The 22,426-nt window shown below is 72.7% G+C and carries 21 protein-coding genes and 1 tRNA gene; 7 read left to right on the forward strand and 15 right to left on the reverse strand.

Features of this window, described 5'->3' with window-relative positions:
• The 3 genes from ACTVAJ_RS11220 to ACTVAJ_RS11230 all read right to left on the reverse strand — a co-directional run.
• A partial coding sequence (locus ACTVAJ_RS11220) for a ClpX C4-type zinc finger protein (RefSeq protein WP_470388052.1) occupies positions 1 to 199 on the reverse strand: 199 nt, incomplete at its 3' end.
• A 126-nt stretch (positions 200 to 325) separates the two neighbouring features.
• Positions 326 to 1,417 carry a TetR/AcrR family transcriptional regulator gene (locus ACTVAJ_RS11225; protein WP_470388053.1) on the reverse strand — a complete coding sequence of 364 codons (1,092 nt, stop codon included), beginning with the start codon at positions 1,415 to 1,417 and terminating at the stop codon, positions 326 to 328.
• A 123-nt stretch (positions 1,418 to 1,540) separates the two neighbouring features.
• Entirely contained in the window at positions 1,541 to 2,038 is a 498-nt protein-coding gene (locus ACTVAJ_RS11230; protein ID WP_470388054.1) for a hypothetical protein, read from the reverse strand.
• A 104-nt stretch (positions 2,039 to 2,142) separates the two neighbouring features.
• On the opposite strand from ACTVAJ_RS11230, the gene ACTVAJ_RS11235 reads away from it, so the two are divergent.
• Positions 2,143 to 3,174, forward strand: coding sequence for a zinc-binding alcohol dehydrogenase family protein (locus ACTVAJ_RS11235; RefSeq protein ID WP_470388055.1), 1,032 nt, complete (start codon positions 2,143 to 2,145; stop codon positions 3,172 to 3,174).
• A 21-nt stretch (positions 3,175 to 3,195) separates the two neighbouring features.
• Here ACTVAJ_RS11235 and ACTVAJ_RS11240 read toward each other — a convergent pair whose 3' ends face one another.
• Positions 3,196 to 4,047 (reverse strand): universal stress protein, encoded by an 852-nt coding sequence (locus ACTVAJ_RS11240; protein WP_470388056.1) that lies wholly within the window; start codon positions 4,045 to 4,047, stop codon positions 3,196 to 3,198.
• 208 nt (positions 4,048 to 4,255) lie between these two features.
• On the opposite strand from ACTVAJ_RS11240, the gene ACTVAJ_RS11245 reads away from it, so the two are divergent.
• Positions 4,256 to 6,382: a SpoIIE family protein phosphatase gene (locus tag ACTVAJ_RS11245; protein ID WP_470388057.1), complete on the forward strand. Its 2,127-nt coding sequence runs from the start codon at positions 4,256 to 4,258 to the stop codon at positions 6,380 to 6,382.
• Positions 6,383 to 6,413: 31 nt separating this feature from the next.
• Here ACTVAJ_RS11245 and ACTVAJ_RS11250 read toward each other — a convergent pair whose 3' ends face one another.
• From ACTVAJ_RS11250 to ACTVAJ_RS11270, 5 genes are all read right to left on the reverse strand, one after another.
• Entirely contained in the window at positions 6,414 to 8,075 is a 1,662-nt protein-coding gene (locus ACTVAJ_RS11250; RefSeq protein ID WP_470388058.1) for a hypothetical protein, read from the reverse strand.
• Positions 8,076 to 8,158: 83 nt separating this feature from the next.
• Entirely contained in the window at positions 8,159 to 8,449 is a 291-nt protein-coding gene (locus tag ACTVAJ_RS11255) for a hypothetical protein (protein WP_470388059.1), read from the reverse strand.
• A 169-nt stretch (positions 8,450 to 8,618) separates the two neighbouring features.
• Positions 8,619 to 10,610 (reverse strand): hypothetical protein, encoded by a 1,992-nt coding sequence (locus ACTVAJ_RS11260; RefSeq protein ID WP_470388060.1) that lies wholly within the window; start codon positions 10,608 to 10,610, stop codon positions 8,619 to 8,621.
• Between the two features lie 495 nt (positions 10,611 to 11,105).
• Positions 11,106 to 12,662: a pectate lyase family protein gene (locus ACTVAJ_RS11265; protein ID WP_470388061.1), complete on the reverse strand. Its 1,557-nt coding sequence runs from the start codon at positions 12,660 to 12,662 to the stop codon at positions 11,106 to 11,108.
• Between the two features lie 218 nt (positions 12,663 to 12,880).
• Positions 12,881 to 13,213: a hypothetical protein gene (locus ACTVAJ_RS11270; protein ID WP_470388062.1), complete on the reverse strand. Its 333-nt coding sequence runs from the start codon at positions 13,211 to 13,213 to the stop codon at positions 12,881 to 12,883.
• 124 nt (positions 13,214 to 13,337) lie between these two features.
• Here ACTVAJ_RS11270 and ACTVAJ_RS11275 point away from each other — a divergent pair, with 124 nt between their 5' ends.
• Positions 13,338 to 13,496 carry a hypothetical protein gene (locus ACTVAJ_RS11275; RefSeq protein WP_470388063.1) on the forward strand — a complete coding sequence of 53 codons (159 nt, stop codon included), beginning with the start codon at positions 13,338 to 13,340 and terminating at the stop codon, positions 13,494 to 13,496.
• 294 nt (positions 13,497 to 13,790) lie between these two features.
• Here the strand turns inward: ACTVAJ_RS11275 and ACTVAJ_RS11280 are convergent.
• The 4 genes from ACTVAJ_RS11280 to ACTVAJ_RS11295 form a co-directional block, all read right to left on the reverse strand.
• Positions 13,791 to 13,864: transfer RNA gene (locus ACTVAJ_RS11280), tRNA-Val, on the reverse strand.
• Between the two features lie 43 nt (positions 13,865 to 13,907).
• Complete coding sequence (locus ACTVAJ_RS11285) at positions 13,908 to 14,378, reverse strand: peroxiredoxin (RefSeq protein WP_470388064.1); 471 nt, start codon at positions 14,376 to 14,378, stop codon at positions 13,908 to 13,910.
• 87 nt (positions 14,379 to 14,465) lie between these two features.
• Positions 14,466 to 14,891 (reverse strand): DUF3052 domain-containing protein, encoded by a 426-nt coding sequence (locus tag ACTVAJ_RS11290; protein ID WP_470388065.1) that lies wholly within the window; start codon positions 14,889 to 14,891, stop codon positions 14,466 to 14,468.
• Between the two features lie 185 nt (positions 14,892 to 15,076).
• A complete protein-coding gene (locus tag ACTVAJ_RS11295) occupies positions 15,077 to 15,484 on the reverse strand; it encodes a secondary thiamine-phosphate synthase enzyme YjbQ (protein WP_470388066.1) in 408 nt (135 codons plus the stop codon).
• Positions 15,485 to 15,611: 127 nt separating this feature from the next.
• On the opposite strand from ACTVAJ_RS11295, the gene ACTVAJ_RS11300 reads away from it, so the two are divergent.
• On the forward strand, positions 15,612 to 17,300 hold the full coding sequence (locus ACTVAJ_RS11300; protein ID WP_470388067.1) for a DUF7800 domain-containing protein: 1,689 nt from the start codon (positions 15,612 to 15,614) through the stop codon (positions 17,298 to 17,300).
• A 49-nt stretch (positions 17,301 to 17,349) separates the two neighbouring features.
• Here the strand turns inward: ACTVAJ_RS11300 and ACTVAJ_RS11305 are convergent, their stop codons facing one another.
• The gene (locus ACTVAJ_RS11305; RefSeq protein WP_470388068.1) at positions 17,350 to 18,243 is read right to left on the reverse strand and encodes a hypothetical protein; all 894 of its coding nucleotides are present in this window, start codon (positions 18,241 to 18,243) and stop codon (positions 17,350 to 17,352) included.
• A 269-nt stretch (positions 18,244 to 18,512) separates the two neighbouring features.
• A complete protein-coding gene (locus ACTVAJ_RS11310; protein ID WP_470388069.1) occupies positions 18,513 to 19,769 on the reverse strand; it encodes a PucR family transcriptional regulator in 1,257 nt (418 codons plus the stop codon).
• 256 nt (positions 19,770 to 20,025) lie between these two features.
• Between ACTVAJ_RS11310 and ACTVAJ_RS11315 the strand changes: the two genes are divergently transcribed.
• From ACTVAJ_RS11315 to ACTVAJ_RS11325, 3 genes are all read left to right on the forward strand, one after another.
• On the forward strand, positions 20,026 to 21,009 hold the full coding sequence (locus ACTVAJ_RS11315; RefSeq protein WP_470388070.1) for an ACP S-malonyltransferase: 984 nt from the start codon (positions 20,026 to 20,028) through the stop codon (positions 21,007 to 21,009).
• 2 nt (positions 21,010 to 21,011) lie between these two features.
• Positions 21,012 to 21,968: a beta-ketoacyl-ACP synthase III gene (locus tag ACTVAJ_RS11320; RefSeq protein WP_470388071.1), complete on the forward strand. Its 957-nt coding sequence runs from the start codon at positions 21,012 to 21,014 to the stop codon at positions 21,966 to 21,968.
• Positions 21,969 to 22,062: 94 nt separating this feature from the next.
• On the forward strand, positions 22,063 to 22,302 hold the full coding sequence (locus ACTVAJ_RS11325) for an acyl carrier protein (RefSeq protein ID WP_470388072.1): 240 nt from the start codon (positions 22,063 to 22,065) through the stop codon (positions 22,300 to 22,302).
• Positions 22,303 to 22,426 lie beyond the last annotated feature (124 nt).

Here is a 22,426-nt window from a genome sequence, read left to right on the forward strand (position 1 = left end):
CCCGGGGCTTGGGCAGACTGTCCCACGTGAGCTCGGTGGCGTCAGCGAGTTCCTCCTCGAGGATCTCGTTGCACAGACCCACGCATCCGTCACAGATGCAGAGGTGGCCCGGGCCCGCGACGAGTCTGCGGACCGCCCGCTGGTCCTTGCCGCAGAACGAGCAGGTCAGCGGAGGTTGGCTGTCGCCGGTGCGTGTCACTCGGACCCTCTCCTCACACGGGGGCGCCCTGGTCGAAACAGTGCCCGAATCCCAGATGATGCGATCATCTGGATTGCACGGTATCCCGAAGTCGGGGCGGGTGGCAAAGCACACTTTCCGGGCCGGTCAGCGGTGGTCGGCGTGGGCACGGGCCGCCACGGCGTGCCCCGCTCCCCTGCCGACCGCCCTGGCGGTGATCCGTCCTCCCCCGATCCGGACGGCCGCCTCGGTGGTGTCACCGACCGGGACCACCCCCGCGGCGGCGGCGACACGGCCGCCGCCGTCGAGGACCAGGCGCAGCCGCGGCCACGACCGCTCGGGAAAGGCCGCGCGCAGCGCACCGCACACCCGCGCGACCGACAGCCGTGCCAGCGGTACCCCCTCCCCGGGGTCACCGGTGACCACGACCGCCGTCACGTCGGCACCGTCAGGCGCGGAACGCACGGCCTCCTCCACCCCCTCCAGGCGGTGCAGTCCCAGGACCGCGACCACCCCGTCGCCGTCGAGGGCGACGGGCGCGGACCGGAGCGCGTCGAACGCCCCCGGCGGCGACCACGGGTCGTCGGCGGACTCGGCCTCCGGCACGTGCGCCAGGTGCGGGGGCGGCCACGTGTCAGCCATCTCCAGGTCGGCGAGGTGCTCGCAGGCGCCGATCACCCCGAAGGGGTCGACGAAACCCGGTGCCGTGTCGGAGAGCCGCGTCGCCCCGTACAGCGTGGTCAGCACCGTCTCGGCGGCCCGGACCCGGCGCCCTGCGCCGGGCTGCGCCAAGGCCTCCAGGGACAGGCCGAGCAGGATCGCGCCGAGCCGCATCAACTGCGCGTACGCGAGCCGCAGCGGTACGTCCGCGAGTGTCTCGGGGTGCGGTTCGGCCCACCCCGACGGGGTGTGCGAACCACCGGGCAGCGTCCCGGCTCCGGCCAGGAGCGCCCGGGCGAAGGAGCCCAGGGCCATGCGGGGCGTGGTACCCGGGACGGGCGCAGGGATCCCGCCGAGGGCGCTCTCCGCACTCTCGGCGGCCTCGGCCAGAACGGAGAAGTACAGGGCGCGCTTGCCGGGGAAGTTGGAGTAGACGGCGCCCCGGGTCAGTTCGGCGCGGTCGGCGATGCGGTCGACCTTCGCATCGCGGTAGCCGTGTTCGGCGAACTCGTCCCCGGCGGCCGCCAGAACCCGCGACCGGTTGCGGGCCTGCCGCTCCACCCGCGTGAGCCGGACCATCGCCCTCCCCTCGACGTGCGCCTCCCCATCGTACGTACACCGGGATGCCCGGGACACCCGGATACCCCGGAACATCCCGTTCGCACGCGGTCACAGGACCGGCGCTCCGTCGCGTCCGGGAGGTCAGCCGGTGCGCTTGTGGTGCCTGCCGGTCATCGGTCTGGTGCGGGGCGCGGCCGCGGGCGCGCGGCGGGCGTGCGAACGGCCCGCCTCGAAGATCCAGCGGTCGCGCGCCAGCCGAACCAGCCCGCAGGCCAGGACGAGGGCGGCGGCGCCGGACAGGACGTGGAACACGGTGTCGGTCCACAGCGCGGCGGTGCCCTGCACACCGGTCAGCGTGCGCAGCACGGTGTACGGCCACGGGGAACCGAGCAGGACGACCAGACTCGCCAGGACGGCGGAGGCCGTCGCGGTGGACTGCGGGAACACCGCGTGGACGTACCGCCAGCCGAAGACCGCGACGGCGGCCGCGGCACCCAGCATGAGCGCGTCCCACGCGGTGAGCACCATCAGCGGCCACGGGCGGTCGGCCACGAACAGCATCGAGGTGATCAGGTAGGCCAGGAGCGCCACAACGGCCACGACGGCCGTGACGGCTCCGGCCCTGAGCAAGCGGGGCACTGGGAACGCCTCCTCGGGCGGGGCGCGATCGCCTGGAGGCGACCTGGCCCAACACTCGACTCATACCCGTTGACCTGGTACGTCATCCGTGTTGTGCTCACATCGTGAACGGCTTCACTCCCATCGAGACCGATGCCTGGGCGGTCGGTACCCCGGGCCCGGTCGGCACCCGGCCGCTACGCCGCGTGCGGCGGACGGTCGCACCGCCGACCGGGCGTCAGGTCGTGGTGCGGGTGCGGGTGTGCGCGGTCTGCCGGACCGACCTGCACCTGGCCGAGGGCGACCTGCCGCCCCGCGCGCCCGGCAGGGTGCCGGGGCACGAGGTCGTCGGTGACGTCGTGGCCGTCGGGGAGTCGGCGGAGCGCCTGGTCCCGGGCGCCCGGGTCGGTGTGGCCTGGCTCGCCTCCACCTGCGGTGAGTGCCGCTACTGCCGGCGCGGGGACGAGAACCTGTGCCCCGGCTCCACCTACACGGGCTGGGACACCGACGGCGGGTTCGCGCGGTACCTGACCGCCGACGAGCGCTACGTCCACCCCCTCCCGGAGGGCCTGGCGGACCGCACCGCCGCTCCGCTGCTGTGCGCGGGGATCATCGGGTACCGCGCACTCGCCCGGGCCGAGCTGCCCGGGAAGGGGGTGCTCGGGATCTACGGCTTCGGCGCCTCGGCCCACCTCACCGCCCAGGTCGCGCTCGCGTCGGGGGCCCGCGTCCACGTCATGACCCGCTCGGAGAGGGCTCGCGAGCTCGCGCTGCGGCTGGGCTGCCACTCGGCGACCGGAACCCGCGGGACTCCGCCCGAACCGCTGGACTCGGCGATCCTGTTCGCCCCCGTCGGCGACCTGGTCCCCACGGCCCTGTCCGCGTTGGACCGGGGCGGGACGCTGTCGATCGCGGGGATCCACCTCACCGACGTCCCGCCGCTGAACTACCAGGAGCACCTCTTCCAGGAGCGCACGGTCCGCAGCGTCACCGCCAACACCCGCGCCGACGCACGCGCCTTCCTCGCCCTGGCCGCGGAGCGGCCGTTGACGGTCCACACCACGCCCTATCCCTTCGAACACGCCGACCGGGCACTGGCGGACCTGGCCGCCGACCGGGTCGACGGGGCCGCCGTCCTGACCGTCGGGGACGGCTGACGGCGCCTCCCGGGCCGGGGCTCAGGTCCGGTGGGCGACCAGGACCGGGCACGGCGCGTGGTGCAGCAGCGCGTGCGCGACCCCGCCCAGGGCCAGCCGGGCGAACCCCCGGGTACCCCGGGCCCCGACCGCGACCATGCGGGCGCCCGCCGCCGCGTCGAGCAGCGCGGTCACCGGCTGCCCCCGCACGACCTGTCGTACCACCTCCACGTCCGGGAAGTCGGGCAGGTGACGCGCCAGGACCGCGTCCAGGGCCGTCCTCTGCGTCTGGGCCATCTCCTCGTCGGCACGCGCCCACGGGCCGAGCCCGGAGGAGGAGAACACGGGAGGCGACCACGCCCAGACGGCGCGCACCCGGTCACCGTGGTGGGCCGCCGTGCGCAGCGCCGCCACCACCGCGCAGTCCGCGTGCCGGGAGCCGTCCACGCCCACCACGATCTCACTGGCCCCCGGATCGACCCCCTCCTCGCCCACGACCAGCACGTAGCCCGGGGCGTGCGCCGCCACCTGGTAGGCCACCGAGCCGATCTGCATCCCGGGGAAACCGCCCCGGCCCCGGTTCCCGACGACGACGACGTCGAACTCCGAGGCGTGCCCGAGCAGCTCCTCCGCGGGCGCCCCGCTGACCACGCGCACGTCGACGTCCAGGTCGGGCCAGTGCTCGCGCACGTACGCCCCGGCCGTCTCGGCGGCCACCACCGCCTCCCGTTCCAACAGGTCGGAGGGCCAGCGCGACACCGAGTCGGCCAGACCGGCCTCGTAGACGGTCATCAGCGTCAGTCCGCCCTTCCGGTACACCGCCTCCCGGGCGGCGCACTCCACCGCCCGCAGGCCGGGCTCCGAGCCGTCCACCCCTACCAGGATCGATCCCACGAGTGTCCCTCCCGTCGTCCTCGACCCCCATCGTCCCCCGGGCGCCGCGCGCCCGCCGCCGCGACACGACGGCTCCCCCGACGTCGGCCCCTCCCGTGTGATCCGTCCCGGGGACGGCACACGTGGTCTCCCCTTTACCGACGACGCGGCCGCGGACGCGTATCGTCGAACGTGGGGCGTGCCACTCGACGTGACATGGGGAGGGGCCGTGTCCGACACGACCGCGCGGGGCGAGGACACCTCCGACCGCGCACCGGGGCTCGGAGAGCTGGGCGAGGAACTGCGCCGGACGATCCGGGCGGTGGGCGCCCACGCCGGAGCCCTCTACCTGCGCGAGCCCGGTGACTCCACCCTCGTGATGTCCGTGCTGTCCGGGGTGGCGCGCGACCTCGTGCGCTCGTGGTTCCGGGTCGCCCTCACCACCGGCATCCCGGTGGCCGAGGCGGCCCGCGAGCGACACCTGGTGTGGCTGCCGAGCGGCGAGGAACTGGCCCAGCGCTTCCCCCGCGCGGCGATCACCGTCCCCTACGACTTCGCCACGATCGCCTACCCGCTGGTCAGGGACCAGGAGGTGCTCGGCGGTTTCTTCACGATCGGACGGTCCGACCGTCCGGGGCTGTCGAGCGCGGAGCGTCGGGCCCTGGCCGAGAACGCGCGGGCGATGGTCGACATCCTGGAACGCGCCCGGTCCATGGGACAGCCGATCCACCCCACGCCCTCCCCCTACATGCTGCGGCCCGCCGTCCAGTCCCAGGCCCCCGGTGAGGCGCTCGCCGAACTGGTCGACCGGTTGCCCGAGGGGTTGTGCTCCCTGGACCTCAACGGCCGGGTCACCCTGGTCACCGACACCGCGGCCGAGCTGCTGGGCAGGCCCGGTGAGGAGATCGTCGGCCACCGGCCCTGGACCGCGCTGCCGTGGTTGGACAACCCCGTCTACGAGGACCGGTACCGGGCGGCGGTGCTCAGCCACCGGTCGACGGAGTTCGTGGCGCTGTGCCCACCGGACCACTGGCTGTCGTTCCGGCTCCATCCGGGCGAGACGGGAGTCAGCGTGCTGATCTCTCCCACGGAGGTCGAGTGGGAGGGCGAGGAACCGCACACCCGGCAGGCACCGACCCGGGCCAGTGTGCTCTACCACATCCTCCACCTGGCCTCCGCGCTGACCGAGGCCGTGAGCGTCAACGACGTGATCGACCTGGTCGCCGACGAGATCGTCCCGGCGGTGGGCGCGAGCGCGCTGGCCCTGTTCACCCACGTCCCCGAGCGGCGGCGGCTGCGCCTCATCGGCCAGCGGGGGTTCGACCCCGCGTTCGTGGCGGGCATCGACGGCGAGTCCGCCGACGCCAGCGCCCCGGCCGCCCGGGCCGCGACCACCGGCGTGCCCGGCTTCTTCCGCTCCCTCAAGGAACTGGAGATGGTCTACCCCTCACCCGACGTGTACGTCCAGAAGGACATGGAGGGATGGGCGTTCCTGCCGTTGGTGGCGTCGGGCCGCCCGGTCGGCTCGTGCATGCTCGGCTTCACCCGGCCGCACAACTTCACGGTGCAGGAGCGGGCGGTGCTCAACTCCCTGGGCGGCCTCATCGCCCAGGCGCTGGAGCGGGCCCGGTTGTACGACCTCAAGCTCGACCTGGCACGGGGCCTCCAGGCCGGGATGCTCCCGCGCTGGCTGCCCAGGATCGACGGACTGGCCAGTGCCGCCCGCTACCTCCCGGGGACCGAGGGCATGGACATCGGCGGCGACTTCTACGACCTGGTCCCGCTCGGGCCGGACCGCGTCGTCGCGGTGATCGGCGACGTGCAGGGGCACAACGTGTCCGCGGCCGCGCTGATGGGGCAGTTGCGCACCGCGGTCCTGGCCTACACGACCGCCCGGGACGGGCGCCCGGGAGAGGTCCTCACCCAGACCAACCGGCTGCTGTGCATGATGGAGTCCGAGCTGTTCGCCAGCTGTCTCCTGCTGCGCCTGGACACGGGCACGGGGCGGGTGCGCATGGCGCGGGCGGGGCACCCCGAACCGCTGGTGAGCGGACCCGGCGGGGGCCGTGTCCTGGAGTCGCCGGACGGGCTGCTGCTGGGGATCGACCCGGACACCGAGTACCCGGAGACGGAGTTCGAGCTCCCCACGGGGACGACGCTGGCGCTGTACACCGACGGACTGGTCGAGGCGCCGGGCATCGACCTGGACGATGCCAAGACCGAGATGGCCGACCGGCTCGCCACCCTCCGCCACCTCCCGGTCGACCAGGTCGCCGACGAACTGACGTCCGACGTGAACGCCTTCCCCCACCGCAGGGACGACACCGCTCTGCTGCTCCTGCGCGCCGTTCCGTGAGCGCGTGCACCGGTACCTCGGACGGTGCCGGTCAGCCCGCGCCGCCGATCCGGCGCCGCAGCCAGTCCGGGGTGTGCCCGGCGTCGCGGGGGAAGTGGAGGGCGTCGACGACGTAGCCGACGTTCCCGGGGTCGAGGCCGAAGGCGGGTTCGTCGTCGTAGGAGTAGCGCACGCGGTAACGGCCCGGGCGCTCGACGACGTACTCCGCGCCGAACCAGGTACCCGCGCCCCGGGTGTACATGCCCTCCCGCAACCGGGACAGGGCACGGTGCGCCCGGTACGGCCTGGGAAGCGGTGTGACCTCGCCGGACGGACCGACCGCCCGGTACTCCACGCCCGCGTACCCCAGCAGGGTCCGGTAGGAGAGGCGGAGCTCGTGCCACCCCTCGGGGGCCTGCCCGAGGAGCTCCCGGCCGACCTCGACCAGGAGCTCCTTCTGCCCGTCCGGGGACAGGGGCCGGAGGGGGACACCGGGCGCTCCGCCCGGCTCCACCGTGAGGACGGGCGGTGACCAGCGCGTCTCCTCCGTGGCCAGGTGCGCCCACCGCGGACGCCACCGGGGTGCGCGTGCGCGCATCTCCTCGGCGACCGCTGCGGGCCCCACCCCACCGCTGGACGGGTCACGTGGCGGGTGCCAGTGCGGCCAGTGGTCGTAGGCGCGGTCGGTCTCGGCGGTCCGCTCCGTGACGACCAGCCGGAGGAAGAACCACCGACCGTGCTCGGGGTGGGCCTCCGCGTCGCGCAGGGCCCTCAGGAGCGGGTACAGATCCAGGCCCGTGACCCGCTCACCGGACTCCTTGGTGATGGTGGAGCCGCACACCGGGGAGTGGGTGAGCGTGGTGGCGGTGCCCGGGTCGAGCGCGTTGGCCCAGATCCAGTCCGCGACCCGGTCCAGCTCCGCGCCCGGCGCGGGGGTCGGACGCTCCGCCTCTCCCGCGCGGCGCATCGCGTCACCGATGAGCAGACCCCAAGTGAAGCCGCCGATGGCCGCGAGCGCGGGCCGCTGGGGCTTGGCGCGCCCCGCGGCCATGGCGGGGCGTTCGGCCCCCGGCGCCAGACCGGTCCTGCGGAGGGCGGCCACGGCGGCGTCCACGTCGTGCTCGTCGGGCGCGACGAGTGCACGCACCGTCGTCACGTCGGCACGGTCGACCGTTCCGGACTCCGCGCCCAGCAGCACGCGCCGGACCGCCGAGCGCACGGCGTCGGGAGAGGCCTCCGACGAACGTCCCCTGCTCAGATGCCTGGTCAGGGCGGCCACGGCCTCGTCGGTGGAGGCCAGGTCCCCCAGGAGGGCGGCCAGGCCGTCGTCCCCCAGGTCGTCCGGGTAGGGTGCGCGCGCCCACGCGCCGTCCCACCAGTAGACGAACCCGACCTGTTCGTCCGCCTCCAGAGCGCCGACCCACTCCCAGGGCAGCCAGGCCGGGGCTCCCCGGAGAAGGTCGAGCAGGTCGGGCAGGAGTTCGAGGGTGTCGCTCAACTCGTGGTCGTAGCCGACCAGGACGGCACGGTCTCCCTCCACCCAGGTCATCCGCCAGGTGTTACCCCCGCCGTCGTCGTGGAGCAGGGCCCGTCCGTCGAGGTTCAGGGGGGTCCGGCAGCCGACCTCGGCCAGGGCGGCCATCGCCGCGGCGCGCGCCCACAGCAGGTGGGGCGGGGGGAGGTCGCCGGGTCGTCCGGGGTGGTGGAACGGCACGGGGGATCCTCCTGTCGGCAGGTCTGGGGGAAGGGTGGGGGCGCGGGGGGCAGACCGTGCGCTCCCACCGTCGGGAGCGGCCGTCAGTCCGTACGGGTGAACTCGAACGTGGCTCCGTCCGCGGTGTGGGAGACGTACTCGACCGAGTACGTCAACAGTTGCGCGGACTCCCCGGGGCGCAGGGTGGCCGACTCCTCCTCGTCCCGGCGGGTGCGCTCCTCCTCCCGCTCCACGGTGACCTCGGCGCTCTGGTCGTCGGCGACGGCGATCTCGAACTCGAAGTCCACGCGCTGCGTCTCGCGGAGGTCGCCGGAGTACTGCGCGTCGGCGACCACCACGGTGCAGTCGCCGTTGCGGCACTGGCGGGTGTTCATACCCGAACAGGAACTCGCGGCCAGTGCCACGAGGAGGGTCACGGCGCAGACTGCGAGCGCGCGAGGCTTCATGTTCGTTCTGCCCTTCCGATCCGGCGCCGGGGGGGATTCCCGGTCGATGAGCGGGCGCCAGGTTAGCAGGGCGGACGTGCACCTCCTCGCACGGCCGTCAGGGCCGCTGCGGCGGACCGGTCAGGGGTGCCTTCACGGGCGCCGCCAACCCGACGAACACCACCATCTCGTGGCCGCCCGGGTTGGTCAGCCGGGGCCGCGTCTGCCAGTTGTTGGCCAGCCAGACGTTGCCGGACGGATCGATCTGCACCCCCGTGTTCCGCAGGAGGGCGTCGCTGGTGTAGCCGGTGTCCGCCGGGGAGATCGGCTGGCCGGTCCGGTACCCGGGCGGGCACGCGGAGGTGTCGGCGCCGCACAGGTGGGCCACCCGCTGCCCGCCGAAGTTGGCGACCCAGACGTTGTTGTCGCCGTCGACCGCGATGCCCCACGGGATGTGCAGGCCGCCGTTCTCGAAGGGGGCGCGCGGAGTGCGGCCGTCGGCGTCCACCATGGTGACGGAGGGGGCGGTCCCGGGGTCGAGGATCGACTCCAGGAAGTCCTCGACGCTGATGTCGCCGCAGGGCGGCTGGACGATGTCGGAGTTGGCCACCCAGACGTTGCCCAGGGCGTCCGAGGCGATGCCCATGGGGGCGTCGATGCCGCCGCTGTCGACCGAGCCGACCGGTGTGCCGTCGGGGGCGAGCACCAGGACGCTGGAGGTCCTGTTGCTGGTCACCCAGGCGCGGCCCCGGGTGTCGACGGCGATGTCGAAGGGTTCGGCCAGCAGGTCGGAGCCGGGGTCGATGTTCTGCGCCGCGCGGGCGTTCCCGCCGGGGATCCGGGTCACGGTGTCGTTGCCGCAGTTGGCGACCCAGATGTTGCCGTCCCCGTCGGACACGGTGCCCTGCGGCCTGTCGATGCCCCCGAACCGCCACCCACGGGGCGGGGACAGGGGACGCCCCTGGGGGCTGAACTGGGAGACGCTGCGGGAGAGGCGGTCCTGGTTCCTGTCGCAGCCCCGGCCCTGGAAGCCGAAGTTGCCGACCCACACGTCGCCCTCCGGGTCCAGGGTGACGCCGTAGCCCGCCCCGTAGACGCCGCCGCCCGAGAACGGGGCTCCGGGCGCGTCCCGCCCGTCCGGGGTGAACGTGGAGAGCTGTTCGCCGCCGCACACCGTCTCGCGGGGGTCGGCGTCGAACTCGTAGTTGTTGATGATCCAGGCGTTGCCGTCGGCGTCGAAGGCGACGTTGCCCGGCCCGTCCAGCTCACGGCCGTTGCCGACGTAGCTCAGGGCCAGGGTCCAGGCGTCCGGCGCGGAACCCAGCGCGGGGGTGAACACGTCCTGCGTCCGGGAGGCCGCGTACAGGCCGCCGACCCGGTGCCCCGGGGCGTGGGCGATGTTCAGCGCGGCCTGGAGGGTGTCCCGGGCCCGGGGCTGGCCGTGGGAGGTCGCCAGTCGGAAGAGCCGCCGGCACGAGGACCGGTCGGCGCAGACGGCCAGGAGGTTGGCCAGCGAGTTGAAGCTGCGCAGGGTGGAGGTGCGGTCGCCGTTGGGCGGTGCGGCCAGGACCCGGGCGATCCCGCCGGTCCTGGTGTCGGCGAGGTTGTGCGAGGTCAGTGCCGCGTTCTGCGGCCCCGGATAGGGACCCGCGATGTGCTCCCCCTCCATGAACTGGGCCATGGAGAAGGCGGTGGCCACGGTGGTCCGTTCGTTGACCACCGCGCGGGAGCGGCCGGAGGAGGGCAGGACCGCGCTCATCCGGACCGGTTCCCCGCCGTCCGTGCGGTAGCCGTGGCCGTCGTCCCTCGGCGCCCCCTCGGCCACGAGGTAGAGCACCGCGCGGGGATCGCCGGGGCGGCGGTAGGAGATCCGGAAGCGCCCGTGGGCGTCGCTGCGCGCGGAACCCAGCACGGTGGCGTCCGCGTCCCAACCGTCCCCGGCCTGGTAGAGCCGTACCCGGGCGCCGCCGAAGGGCTCGCCCCCGTTGCTGATCGTCCCGCGTTGGTGGGCGTCGGCCCGGCCCGTCAGGTCGTCATCGGCACCGGCGGCCGGAGTGGTGGTCAGCGCGGCGAGGACCGCCCCGGCCACGAGAACACAGCGACGACGCATCTGGACTCCGATCCACGACGGCGGCTTGCGGATGCCCGCGCGCCCACGGCGGCACCCAGCGACGAACGTACACCGAGAGTGATAGATAAATCACGCAGCGCAAATGCGGAGTTTCGCGCAATGAGAATGGGCCCGTACATGCGTTTTGTCGGCTTCTTTCGGAATCAGGACATACCACCGCTCGCATCGGCGCGGCGTGCGAACTTCCTCGCCGTCGCGTTCCGCCCGGACCCGGCCTGAACCCCATGGTCGGCAGAACCTCTCCGGAGGCGGCGGAGAGGTGAATCCCGACCGGGTGCCCTCGCGACCCGAACCCGTCGGCGACACACCGAACGGCCGGTCCGCCCGGTTCGTCCGGGCGGACCGGCCTGCATCCGATCGGCTCCGCGCCGTCGGCCGGATCGGTTACCGGCCGACCTCACCGCCGCCGACGGTCACCGCGGGGCGGGCGCTCGGACCGGAACCCCGGTCCGACGGGCCGGAGGCGGTGGGAGGTCACCCGCCGCCCGGCGGCTGTCCGGCGTAGGTCTCGAACTCGGCGACGCGCGGTGTGCCGTTCGAGCTGGTGATCTCGAAGTCGATCTTCCGGAGCGCCGTCGGGCCGAAGGTGATGGCGCCCGCTCCGCTGCCGGCGGCCAGGACGGCGCCGGTGTCGTGGTCGACGACCCGCCAGGAGCCGATGGCGCCTTCGGCTCCGGCCGCCTCGCGGATGTTGATCGCGGACACCGTGGTGTCGGAGCCCCACTTGACCGAGATGCGACCGGTCGGGCCGCCCGGCGACCAGTAGGTGCTCATGTCGCCGTCGACGACGCTCCCGTAGCTGGTGCCGCCGGCCTTGTCGGAGCCGTCGGCACCGGCCCCGATGCTGAGGTTGGTCCCGTCAGGGGGATCGGTGGGGTCCGGGTCGGTGGGATCCGTGGGGTCCGGGTCCGTGGGGTCCGGGTCCTGCGCTTCGCAGTCGCCGTCCGAGACCCGGTTGCCCCGGCCCGCGCCCGCGGTCTGGTCCAGCACGTCCGGCACGCAGCCGGCGTCGTCGAGCTCGTAGGGGTAGGGGATGCTCACCGACGTGTTGGACTGCGGGTCGGGTCCGGCGGGATAGTTCTCGTCGCCCTCGGCGGACCAGGTCACGTTGTCGAAGATGTTGCCGCCGACCTCCCAGAAACCCCTCTCGTCGGTGTAGAAGGTGCCCAGGACGTCCTTGGAGTCCTCGAAGTAGTTGTTCTCCACCTTGGCGCTGGCCCCGGCCCGGGAGTTGATGCCGGACTTGTTCAGCCCCGCGTAGTGGTTGTTGTACATGTGCCCTGTGCCGCCGCGCAGCAGGGGCGCGCGCGAGTCGATGTTCTCGTACCGGTTGTGGTGGTACGTGACGTAGCCGTTCGAGAGGTCGCTCTCGCTGGACCCGACCAGACCGCCGCGACCGGAGTTGCGCAGGACGCTGTAGGAGAGGGTGACGTACCGGGTGTTGTTCTTCAGGTCGAAGAGGGCGTCGTAGCCCTCCGACTCCCCGCCCGACGCCTCCAGGGTGACGTGGTCGACCCAGACGTTGCGGACGTCGCTCTCCATCCCGATGGCGTCGCCGCCGTTGGACGTGGGTGAGCCGGACTTCCTGACGTTCCGGACCGTCACGTTCTGGATGATGATGTTGTGGGATTCGCGGACATGGATGCCCAGCTCGTCGAACACGGCCCCGCCGCCGGTGCCGACGATCGTGACGTTGCTGATCCTCTTGAGCTCGATCACGTCGTCGGCGGTGTCGCAACCCTCGCCCGACACCTTGGAGGTGTTGCCGTGGTCGATGGTTCCCTCCACCTCGATGACGAGGGGGGTGCTGGTGCTGGGCCGGTCGCACAGGGCCTCGTGGATCTGGGTTCCGGTCGTGGCGCGGACCGTCTGTCCGCCCGCGCCGCCGGTGGTCCCGCCGTTCTGAGTCGCGTAACCCGTGGCGTCACCGGTCTGCGCCGATGCCGAGGACATCGGCAGGGACAGACCGGCCGCCACCACGGCCGCGGCGGTCAGCGTCGACACGAGTCGACGCGCGATTGATCGTCTCACCGCTTACCTTTCCCGGTAGGGAACGAGCATTGACGTGCTCTCCACCGAGAGTAGAGAAAGCGCTTTCCATGTCAAGGGGGTTAATGCAAACGTTTGCAGTCAGGCCGCGCCCCGGATGTCCCGACCAGCGAACATCCTGAACAGAGTGGTGGAGGAGATCGCTCCCCCAGCCTCGGAGGAGCAGAGGAAAGCCGCTCGAACAGCCGTCAGCGAGATCCTCAACGACACAGCACAGGTGATGCTGAGACTGCCTGGCGGAGGAGAGTACCGACTCGACAGCGACGAACTGCGAGCCCTTCTGGCGATCGCCCTCGCCAGGACGCCAAGGCGCGCTGGCGTGCAGCCACTCCCGAGCAGAAGGAAGCCTCGATGGAGCGGGTACGTCGCAGGACAAGGAGCCGGAGTAGGTGAACGATGGCGGCTCCCTGCTCGGCGTCGTCCTGGACGCCAACGTCCACATCGACGCTGTCAGTGGCAACAAGCTGGAGATCCTCGGCGACCCGCTGGAGTTCGACGGCATACCTCACCTCCTCCACGTCGGGTGCACCCAAGCCTGCACGTCCTTGGAGTCATCCGTGATGGAGGCGTCTTGGGACGGGGGTCTTGGAAGTCAGCGAGCACATCCTTGCCATGGTCGACCACAAGCTGATCGACACGGGGTGAGCGGAATCGGATGTGGACACCTATATCGATCTCATCTGCGACCTGGCTGAGCTGTCCGAAGATGGCTACTACAGCGACCTGCTCGTCCTGGGGCGCCCGAAAGGGTGGAAGGGGCGGGGCATCATCTCTCCCGCCGACTTCACCAAGCGAGCAGAAGCCGCGATGCGCTAAAGGTGAGACCGTCACACCGGGACAATCCCGCGTTTTCCCGGAAGAGACAACAAGACGATCCGGCGAGGCGGCCGACGACCCCGAGCCGAGGCGTCCTTGCTTGGGAACGGACCCCTGGGCAGGCCAACCACAACCCCGGGGCGCAGCCCCGCGATGCAAGAAATCGCTGCGCTCACCCCGCCGACCCGCGCCACCTCAGCCGCAGGGGGGTACCTCGGGGGGTCTCCCCCCCGGTAAACACGACGGACGACCCGGCGAGCGCGGTCACGCGCGAGCAGGGTCGTCCCGAGTCCGTGGGCGCGAAGGGACTCGAACCCCTGACCTATTGCTTGTAAGGCAATTGCTCTAACCAACTGAGCTACGCGCCCCGCGTCGCAGGCGATCATACCGCCTCACAAGGGTCGCCGCTCCTCAGTCGCCGGCGAGCGAGCGCAGCTCCCGGAGGTAGGCGTCCACGTCACGGGCCTCGGAGACGGGCGTGGTGACCGTCCAGCGGACGACCCCCTCGGCGTCGACGAGGAAGGTGCCGCGCCGCGCGGTCCCCCGGGCGTCGTCGAAGACCCCGTAGGCGTCGGCGACCGCGCCGTGCGGCCAGAAGTCCGACAGCAGCGCGAACGGGAAGGACTCCCGGTCCGACCAGGTGCGCAGGGCGAACACCGAGTCCACGGACACGGCCAGGACCGTGGCTCCGAGCTCCTCGAACTCCGTGTGGCGCGCGCTCAGGTCGGCGAGTTCTCCGGAGCACACGCCGGAGAAGGCCAGCGGGTAGAAGACCACCAGGACGGGGCGGCCCCGCAACGCGCTCAGGGTCGTGTCCTGCCCGTACTGGTCGTGCAGAGTGAAGTCGGGCGCGCGGGCGCCCTCGGTGATGATGTCGTTCATGTTCGTCGGCGGACGCTCCTCAGCGCCGCGCGCCCTCCTTCGGGACGCGCGGCACCGGATGCCCCCACCCTCCCGGGGTGGAGTCCGTCACCGCTTGGGAACGACCATACGGGTGCACGACCAGTCCGCGCCGACGCTGATCGCGCTGGTCTGCGACAGGCCGGACGTGGTGGCCGCCTCGGAGACGTCACCCGGGGACACGTGCAGTTCGCGCCCCGCCTTGGGCGTCAGCACCAGGATGATGCCGCCGTCGGCGATCAGGGGCACCGTGTCCATCAGGGCGTCGGTGAGATCCCCCTCCTCGTCGGACCGCCACCACAGCAGTGCCGCGTCGACGTCGCCGTCGAAGTCCTCGTCGACCAGCGCCTCGCCCGTGAGTTCGGCGATGGATGCGCGCAGTCCCTCGTCGACGTCGTCGTCGAAACCGAATTCCTGCACCACCTGACCCGGCTTGAATCCGAGTCGGTCAGCCAAGCCGCGTTCGCTCTGTGCCTGGCCCGCGGTCGCGCTCACGAAAGTTCTCCTCCACAGATGTTTTTTCTCAATCTTGCCTGCACGAAGCAGTTGTCACAACGATGCCGGGCCTTGCCAAGCACCCGTCCCGTGGGTCCGTAACCATCGCTGATCGCCTAGTTCACACGCTAGTGGCATCTCCCGTCAACGCACCGTCCAACCCGGGTCCTTCCCGGTTCCCGTCCTCACGACGACGTCAGGAACGACAACCGCACCTGCCGGTCCGGATTGTCGATATTGAGGTCGACCACCGCGATGGACTGCCAGGTCCCCAGTTCGAGCCGTCCGGACAGCACCGGAACGGTGGTCTGCGGTGCGACGTAGGCCGGCATGACGTGGGAGCGCCCGTGACCCTGGGAACCGTGCTTGTGCCGCCACCGGTCGTCGGCGGGAAGCAGGTCGTCGAGCGAGGCCAGCAGGTCGTCGTCGGATCCGGCCCCGAGTTCGATGACGGCCACACCGGCGGTCGCGTGCGGGACGAACACGTTGAGGAGCCCGTCGCCGCCGTCGGCGACGAAGTCCGCGCACTCACGGGTGATGTCCGTGATGCTCTCCGAACCTCCTGTGTGCAGCTCAAGGATCTGTGTCCGCATAGCGCCACCTTCGCGCAGCCGGGGCGCTCGTGCAACCATCTTCGGCCGAGCTGTGGATGACGGTGGGCCTCCGAAACGCCATACTCGTCCACGACATGTGAGAACCTGGGTCAAAAGAGGGGGAACGGTGACCGTCTCGTTACGTCTGGGACCCCTGCTGCGGCATGTGGGTCCGACCAGCGCAACGGTGTGGATGGAGACCGACGCGCCGTGCCGCGCGCGGATCCTCGTCGACGGCCGCGAGACCGCCTCGGCGCGCACCTTCACCGTGCACGGCCACCACTACGCCGTGTGCGAACTCACCGACCTGCGCCCGGGGTCGCGCCTGCCCTACGAGGTCCGGCTCGACGACGCACCCGTCTGGCCCGAGCCGGGCAGCCCCCTGCCGCCGAGCGTCGTGCGGACCCCGGCCCCGGACGCCCCCACCCGCCTGCTGTACGGCTCCTGCCACACCCCCACGGGTGACAGCCCCGAGGGCCTCGTCCGCCACGGACCCGACATGCTGCGCGCCACCGCGCGGCGCCTGGCCCGCGAACCCGTCGGGGACAACCTCCTGCTGCTGCTCATCGGCGACCAGGTCTACGCCGACGAGGTCCGGGAGCCCATGCGCGAATTCCTGCGCCGGGCGCGCGGGGACCGCCCCGCCGACAGCGCCCCCGACGACGAGGTCGTCCGCTACGACGAGTACGCCGAGCTGTACCGGCAGGCGTGGAGCGACCCCCAGGTGCGCTGGCTGCTGTCGACCGTCCCCACCCTCATGGTCTTCGACGACCACGACATCCGCGACGACTGGAACACCTCCGCCGCCTGGCGCCGCGCCATGGACGCCCTGCCCTGGTGGCACGCGCGGATCACCAGCGGGCTGGGCGCCTACTGGGTGTACCAGCACCTGGGCAACCTGTCCCCCGCCGACCGCGCCGCGGACCCGGTGTGGCGTCGGATCCGCGACCACGGCTCCGACGCGGGCGAACTCCTGGACGCGTTCGCCTGGCGGGCGCACGAGGAGCCCCCGTCCTACCGCTGGAGCCACCGTGTCGACGTGGGGAACGTCCGCGTCCTGGTCACCGACAGCCGGTGCGGCCGCGCCCTGGGCGGGGACGGCCGACCCGAGCGGTCGATCCTCGGTCCCGACGGACACGCGTGGCTGGACGAGCACCTGACCGGCGGCCACGAGCACGTCGTCGTCGCCTCCACCGTCCCCGTCCTCCTGCCCCCGGCGGTGCAGCGCCTGGAGGCGTGGAACGAGGCCGTGTGCGACGGCGCGTGGGGCGACTGGGCCCGGGGGCCGGCGGAGCGGTTGCGCCAGGCCCTCGACCTGGAGCACTGGGGCGCCTTCCAGTACTCCTTCCGCCGTCTGGGCGAGGGGGTCGGCGCGCTGTGCCGGGGCGAACGCGGGCGGGCGCCGTCCACGCTCCTGTTCCTGAGCGGCGACGTCCACTTCTCCTACCTCGCCCGCGCGGACGGAGCGGAGGGCGACCCTCCGGCCGGACCGCGGGACGGCGCCGCGCGGGACGGGCACCGCACACGCGTCGCCCAGCTCGTCTCCTCGCCCCTGTGCAACCAGCTGCCGCTCCCCCTGCGCCGGAGCGCCCGGCTGTCCGCCAGCTGGCCGTTGGCCGCCGCGGGGAGGGTGCTGACGTGGTTGGCGCGGGTGCCCCGCCCCTGGCTCCGCTGGCGGCTGGACGGTCCCCTGTACTTCGGCAACACGATCGGTGAGGTGGTCTTCGACGGCCCAGGCGCCGAGGCGTCCTGGTACCACTGCCCCGGGGCGGGGCAGGGCGCCGCGGCCCGCGTGCACCGACGCGTGAGCGTGTGAGGGGTCGGCGCGCGCCGACGCGGCGGGGACCCGGCCGCGCCGTCCGCCGTCAGTGCTTGGGCGCGCTCGGGCGCCGTGTCGACCGCGTTCCGCGGCGGTCCCGGCCGGAGACGGTCCGAAGGGCGACGCCGCCCTCGATGACGCGCCGTGCCGCGCGGTGCACGGTGGCCCGCGTGCCCCCGGAGGTCGGCCGACCTCCGGCGGGGCCGACCCGGGCACCGGTGTCCCCGGACTTCCCCGGGAGGGGCTCCTCCGCGGCCTCGGGCGCGTTCGGGGAGGCGTCGGCGTCCGCCGCGGAGGTGTCGGCTCCGGCCGCCCGTTCCTCGTCCCCGGTCGCGCTCCGCGCGCGGTCGCGCTCGTCACGCCAGCGCCGCCAGGCGCTCGCCAGCGGCGTGAGCACCGGCCAGGTGACCCTCGCCGGACGCGACAGGGCGTGCCACAGGTAGGCGGTGGTGCCCCACGCCTCCATCGCGCGGCGCGCCCGCGTGATGGTGAAGAAGGTGGGCATGGCCATCAACAGCTGCGGCCAGGCCAGGGCCAGGCCGGCGAGGAGCGGGTACAGGCCGCCGCCGACGAGCGACGCGGTGGCGCCGAGCGCCACCGGGACGAGTGCGAGGCAGATCCGCAGGTTGGTGAACTGACGGAAGCGGTGCAGGGACCGGCGGGCGGAGACCTGGGGCGAGAGCCCCTCGGGCAGCGGCGTGGGCTGGACGACCAGTGCCAGGAGGAGGGTGCCCACGCCCATGGAGGTGGCCAGGAGGATCGTCCACCCGGGTGCGGAGAGGTCGCCCCCGACCGCGAGGAAGACCAGCGCCAGCACGGGGACCGGTACCGGGACCCAGAACAGGACGCGTCTGCGCAGCTCGCCCTCCTGCGTGGGTTGGAGAACGGCCTCGGTCGCCGCCTCGATCAGCCGGAACCTCTTCCTCGGTCGCTCGACCACAGCCTTGACCCCCCAAGAACGTCGTGTCGGAGCGGCGCGGGAACCTCGCCCGAGGCATGCCCTTCCTCGCGGTTCCACAGGCGTCCCGCCCACCACAAAGCTATCCCTTTTGGTGTGGTCCCCGGGCGCACACGGGCAGTTACAGACATACCCGACCGGAGTGAAACATCCATAAGTAGCCAGGTACGGTACACAACGATCAGGTTACGGATGGGTGCGTGGCGCTGGTCACGCCGTCCGGACGCCGACGGCGTCCGCGCGGCCGGAACCTACTCCGCGGCCGCCAGACGCCCCAGGGCCACGGCCACCCTGAGCACGAACGATCCGCGCCCGTCCGAGGGCATGTGCCCGGTCAGCTCGGCGATCCGGCTGAGGCGGTACCGGACGGTGTTGGGGTGGACGAACAGCATCCGGGCCGTCGCCTCCAACGACGACGCGTGCTCCAGGTAGACCGAGAGCGTGTCCAGCAGCGGCGATCCGGCTCCGGCCAGCGGGACGTACACCTCCTCGACCAGCTTCCGGCGCGCGTCGGCGTCCCCGTGCAGCGCGCGTTCGGGCAGCAGGTCGTCGGCGCTGACCGGGCGCGGCGCGTCGGGCCAGGCCACCGCGGCCCGCAGACCGCTGACCGCCGCCCGCGCCGAGGCCCCCGCCGCCCTGAGGTCGGGCACCGCCGGGCCGACGACGACCGGCCCCGGTCCGAACAGCCCGGCCAGCGGCTCGGCGGCGACGATCGGCAGCTCCTCCTCCGGGTAGCGGTCGCCGACACCGACCACCACGACCACCCGGGAGCCCTGGCGCCCGGCGAGGACGTCGTGCCCGAGGCGGCGGGCGGCCGCGCGCAGGTCGTCCAGCACCTTGGCGCCGCCCTCTCCCTCGGCCTCACCGGCGACGGCGACCACCGGCGTGTGCGACCAGCCCAGGGCCGACCCCCAGGTCTCCAGCCCCTCCTCACGGTCACCGTGCAGCAGCGCGTCGACGATGAGGGCCTCCAGGCGTGCGTCCCAGGCGCCCCGGGCCTCGGCCGCGCGAGCGTAGACCTTCGCCGAGCTGAACGCGACCTCCCGCGTGTACCGCAGCACCGCCTCACGCAACTGCTGGGCGCCGCCGGGCGCGGCCAGTTCGTCGACCTGGGCCTCGACCACCTCGATGACCACGCGGATCATGTCGACGGTCTGTTGCAGCGACACCGACCGCGTGAGTTCGCGCGGAGCCGTACCGAAGACCTCGACCGTGATGGCGGGGCGCCCGGGCACCGGGTCGCGGAACCAGTCGACGAAGGCCGCCACCCCCGACTGCGCCACCAGACCGATCCACGACCGGTCCTCCGCCGACATCCGGCGGAACCAGGCGAGCCGCTCCTCCATGCGCGCCACGGCCGCCGTGCCGAGCGCGCCCATCGAGCGCTCCAGGCGACGCACGGTCTGCGCGCGCACGCGATCCGGCTCGGCCCGGCCCGTGGCCTCGCCGCCGGGGTCCGGGGTGTCCGCGCCGTCGGGGTCTCGGGCATCCTGGTGTCGGGTGTTCACCCTCCCAGGGTCTCATCCCGTGTCCTTCCGGCAGGCGGCCCGGCCTACGTCGCGGCCCCGTCAGGAGGCTCGGCCCTCCTCCTCAGCCCCTGTTCGAGCGCCCCCGCGGCACCGGAGAGTGATCTCCCCCACCCGCGGAAGGCGGGCGGGCGTCCGCGTCCGACCCCGTTTTGTGGAGGGCCTACAAACGACCTGGAGGTAACTTCGTGTGCCTCCCCCTCTGACTGGTGATCTTCTACAGGGCAAGGTTGATGCTGTGCTTGTAATCGTTGCTCCCGGCCAAGGCGCCCAGGTCCCCGGCTTCCTCTCCCCGTGGCTGGAACTGCCCGGTGTCCCCGAACAGTTCGCCGCGTGGTCCGAGGTGACCGGTCTCGACCTGGTCCGCTACGGCACCGAGGCCGACGCGGACGAGATCCGCGACACGGCCGTGGCCCAGCCCCTGCTGGTCAGCGCCGGCCTGGCCGCCGCCTCCGCCATCCTGGGCACGCTCTCCACCCCCGGTCCCGGGCTTCCCGCCGACCGCTCCCTCGTGGACGCCGTCGCCGGCCACAGCGTCGGTGAGTTCACCGCCGCGGCGGTGACCGGGGTTCTGTCCCCGAGCGACGCCCTCGCCCTGGTCGCCGAGCGCGGCCGCGGGATGGCCGACGCCGCGGCCCGCACCGACACCGGTATGACCGCGGTGCTCGGCGGCGTGCGCGAGGACGTGCTCAAGGCCGTCGCGGACGCCGGGCTCACCGCCGCCAACGACAACGGCTCCGGGCAGATCGTGGCCGCCGGGACCACCGAGCAGCTCGCCGCCTTCGCGGAGAACCCGCCCGCCCGCGCCCGGCTGCGTTCCCTCTCGGTCGCCGGAGCGTTCCACACCGAGCACATGGCTCCGGCCGTGGAGCGCGTCCGGGCGGCCGCGGCCGCCCTGTCCCCGCAGGACCCCTCGACCCGGCTGCTGTCCAACGCCGACGGCGCCGTCGTCGGGGGCGGGGCGGAGTACCTGGACCGCCTGGTCTCGCAGATCTCCTCGCCGGTCCGGTGGGACGCCTGCACCCAGACCCTCGCCGACCTGGGCGTGACCGCCCTGGTCGAGCTGACCCCCGCCGGAACCCTCACCGGGCTGGCCAAGCGAGCCCTGCGCGGCATCGAACTGCTCGCGGTGAAGACGCCGGACGACATCGACCGTGCCACCGCCCTCATCAAGGAGCACGCCGGGGTCAGCGCCCCGACGGGCGCCGACCAGGAAGGCTGACCATGTTCAACACCCCGAGCGCTCCCGTGGGCGCGGCCATCGTCGCCTTCGGTGAGCACCAGCCCTCGCGGGTCGTGACCAACGCGGACCTGGCGGTCAGGGTCGACACCAACGACGAGTGGATCCAGAGCCGCGTCGGCATCCGGGAGCGCCGTGTCGCCGGCCCCGAGGAGACCGTGGAGAGCATGGGCGTGGTCGCCGGCGGCAAGGCCCTGGCCGCCAGCGGGCTGTCCCCCCAGGACATCGACCTGGTGATCGTCGCCACGTGCACCGTGACCGACCAGATCCCCAACGCCGCCGCCACGGTCGCCGCCCGGCTGGGTATCACCGCCCCCGGCGCCTTCGACGTCAACGCCGCCTGCGCGGGCTTCTGCTACGCGCTGGGCATCGCCTCGGACTCGGTCCGCGGCGGCAGCGCGCGCAACGTCCTCGTGGTCGGCTCCGAGAAGCTCAGCGACTGGGTGGACTGGGACGACCGCTCCACGTGTGTGATCTTCGCCGACGGTGCCGGAGCCGTCGTGGTCTCGGCGACCGAGGAGCACGGCATCGGCCCCGTGGTCTGGGGCTCCGACGGCGGCCGCGCCGACACGATCTACCTGCGCGACCACAAGTACCTCTACCAGGAGGGCCAGGCGGTCTTCCGCTGGACCACCACCGAGCTCTACAAGGTCGCGCTGGAGGCCCTGGAGAGGGCCGGAGTGGAGCCCGGTGAGCTGACGGCCTTCGTGCCGCACCAGGCCAACCTGCGCATCGTGGAGTCCATCGCACGGAAGCTGGGCGCGCCCCAGGCACTCGTGGCCCGCGATATCGTCACCGCTGGCAACACCTCCTCCGCGTCCATTCCCCTCGCGCTCTCGCGCATGGTCGGACGCGGAGAACTGCCCTCGGGGAGCACCGTGCTCACCCTGGGCTTCGGGGCGGGACTGGCCTACGCCGCTCAGGTGATCCGCATCCCCTGATCCCGTCCCCCGGCCCGCGGTCACACCCCACGAGCCGACCCCGTACAGCGGGGACATCCCCGTGACAGAAGCATCAAGCAAGGAGATACACGACATGGCCCACAGCGAGCAGGAGATCCTGGCCGGCCTCGGCGAGATCATCGAGGAGATCGTCGGGACCGAGCCCTCCGAGGTCACCCCGGAGAAGAGCTTCGTCGACGACCTGGACATCGACTCGCTGTCGATGGTGGAGATCGCCGTCGCCGCCCAGGACAAGTTCGGTGTCGAGATCCCCGACGACCAGCTCAAGGACCTCAAGACGGTCCAGGACGTCATCACCTTCATCCAGAAGTAGCGTCTTCGGGCCGCCGGCGCCACGTGCCCCGGCGGCCCGGCACCGCGTACCGCGGCGGCCGTTCGCCGCCCGGTCCCCTCCAGACATCCGCCAACGCCTCCCGGCACCCCGCGGCCGGGTACGA

Source organism: Nocardiopsis sp. KDC1DS13DA1 (assembly GCF_055632325.1).

Excerpts from the sequence above, each read along its gene's own strand:
- ACTVAJ_RS11320 (WP_470388071.1), top strand. The coding sequence starts at position 21,012 with ATGTTCAACACCCCGAGCGCTCCCGTGGGCGCGGCCATCGTCGCCTTC.
- ACTVAJ_RS11255 (WP_470388059.1), bottom strand. The coding sequence starts at position 8,449 with ATGAACACCCGCCAGTGCCGCAACGGCGACTGCACCGTGGTGGTCGCC.
- ACTVAJ_RS11285 (WP_470388064.1), bottom strand. The coding sequence starts at position 14,378 with ATGAACGACATCATCACCGAGGGCGCCCGCGCGCCCGACTTCACTCTG.
- ACTVAJ_RS11260 (WP_470388060.1), bottom strand. The coding sequence starts at position 10,610 with ATGCGTCGTCGCTGTGTTCTCGTGGCCGGGGCGGTCCTCGCCGCGCTG.
- ACTVAJ_RS11295 (WP_470388066.1), bottom strand. The coding sequence starts at position 15,484 with ATGCGGACACAGATCCTTGAGCTGCACACAGGAGGTTCGGAGAGCATC.
- ACTVAJ_RS11225 (WP_470388053.1), bottom strand. The coding sequence starts at position 1,417 with ATGGTCCGGCTCACGCGGGTGGAGCGGCAGGCCCGCAACCGGTCGCGG.
- ACTVAJ_RS11325 (WP_470388072.1), top strand. The coding sequence starts at position 22,063 with ATGGCCCACAGCGAGCAGGAGATCCTGGCCGGCCTCGGCGAGATCATC.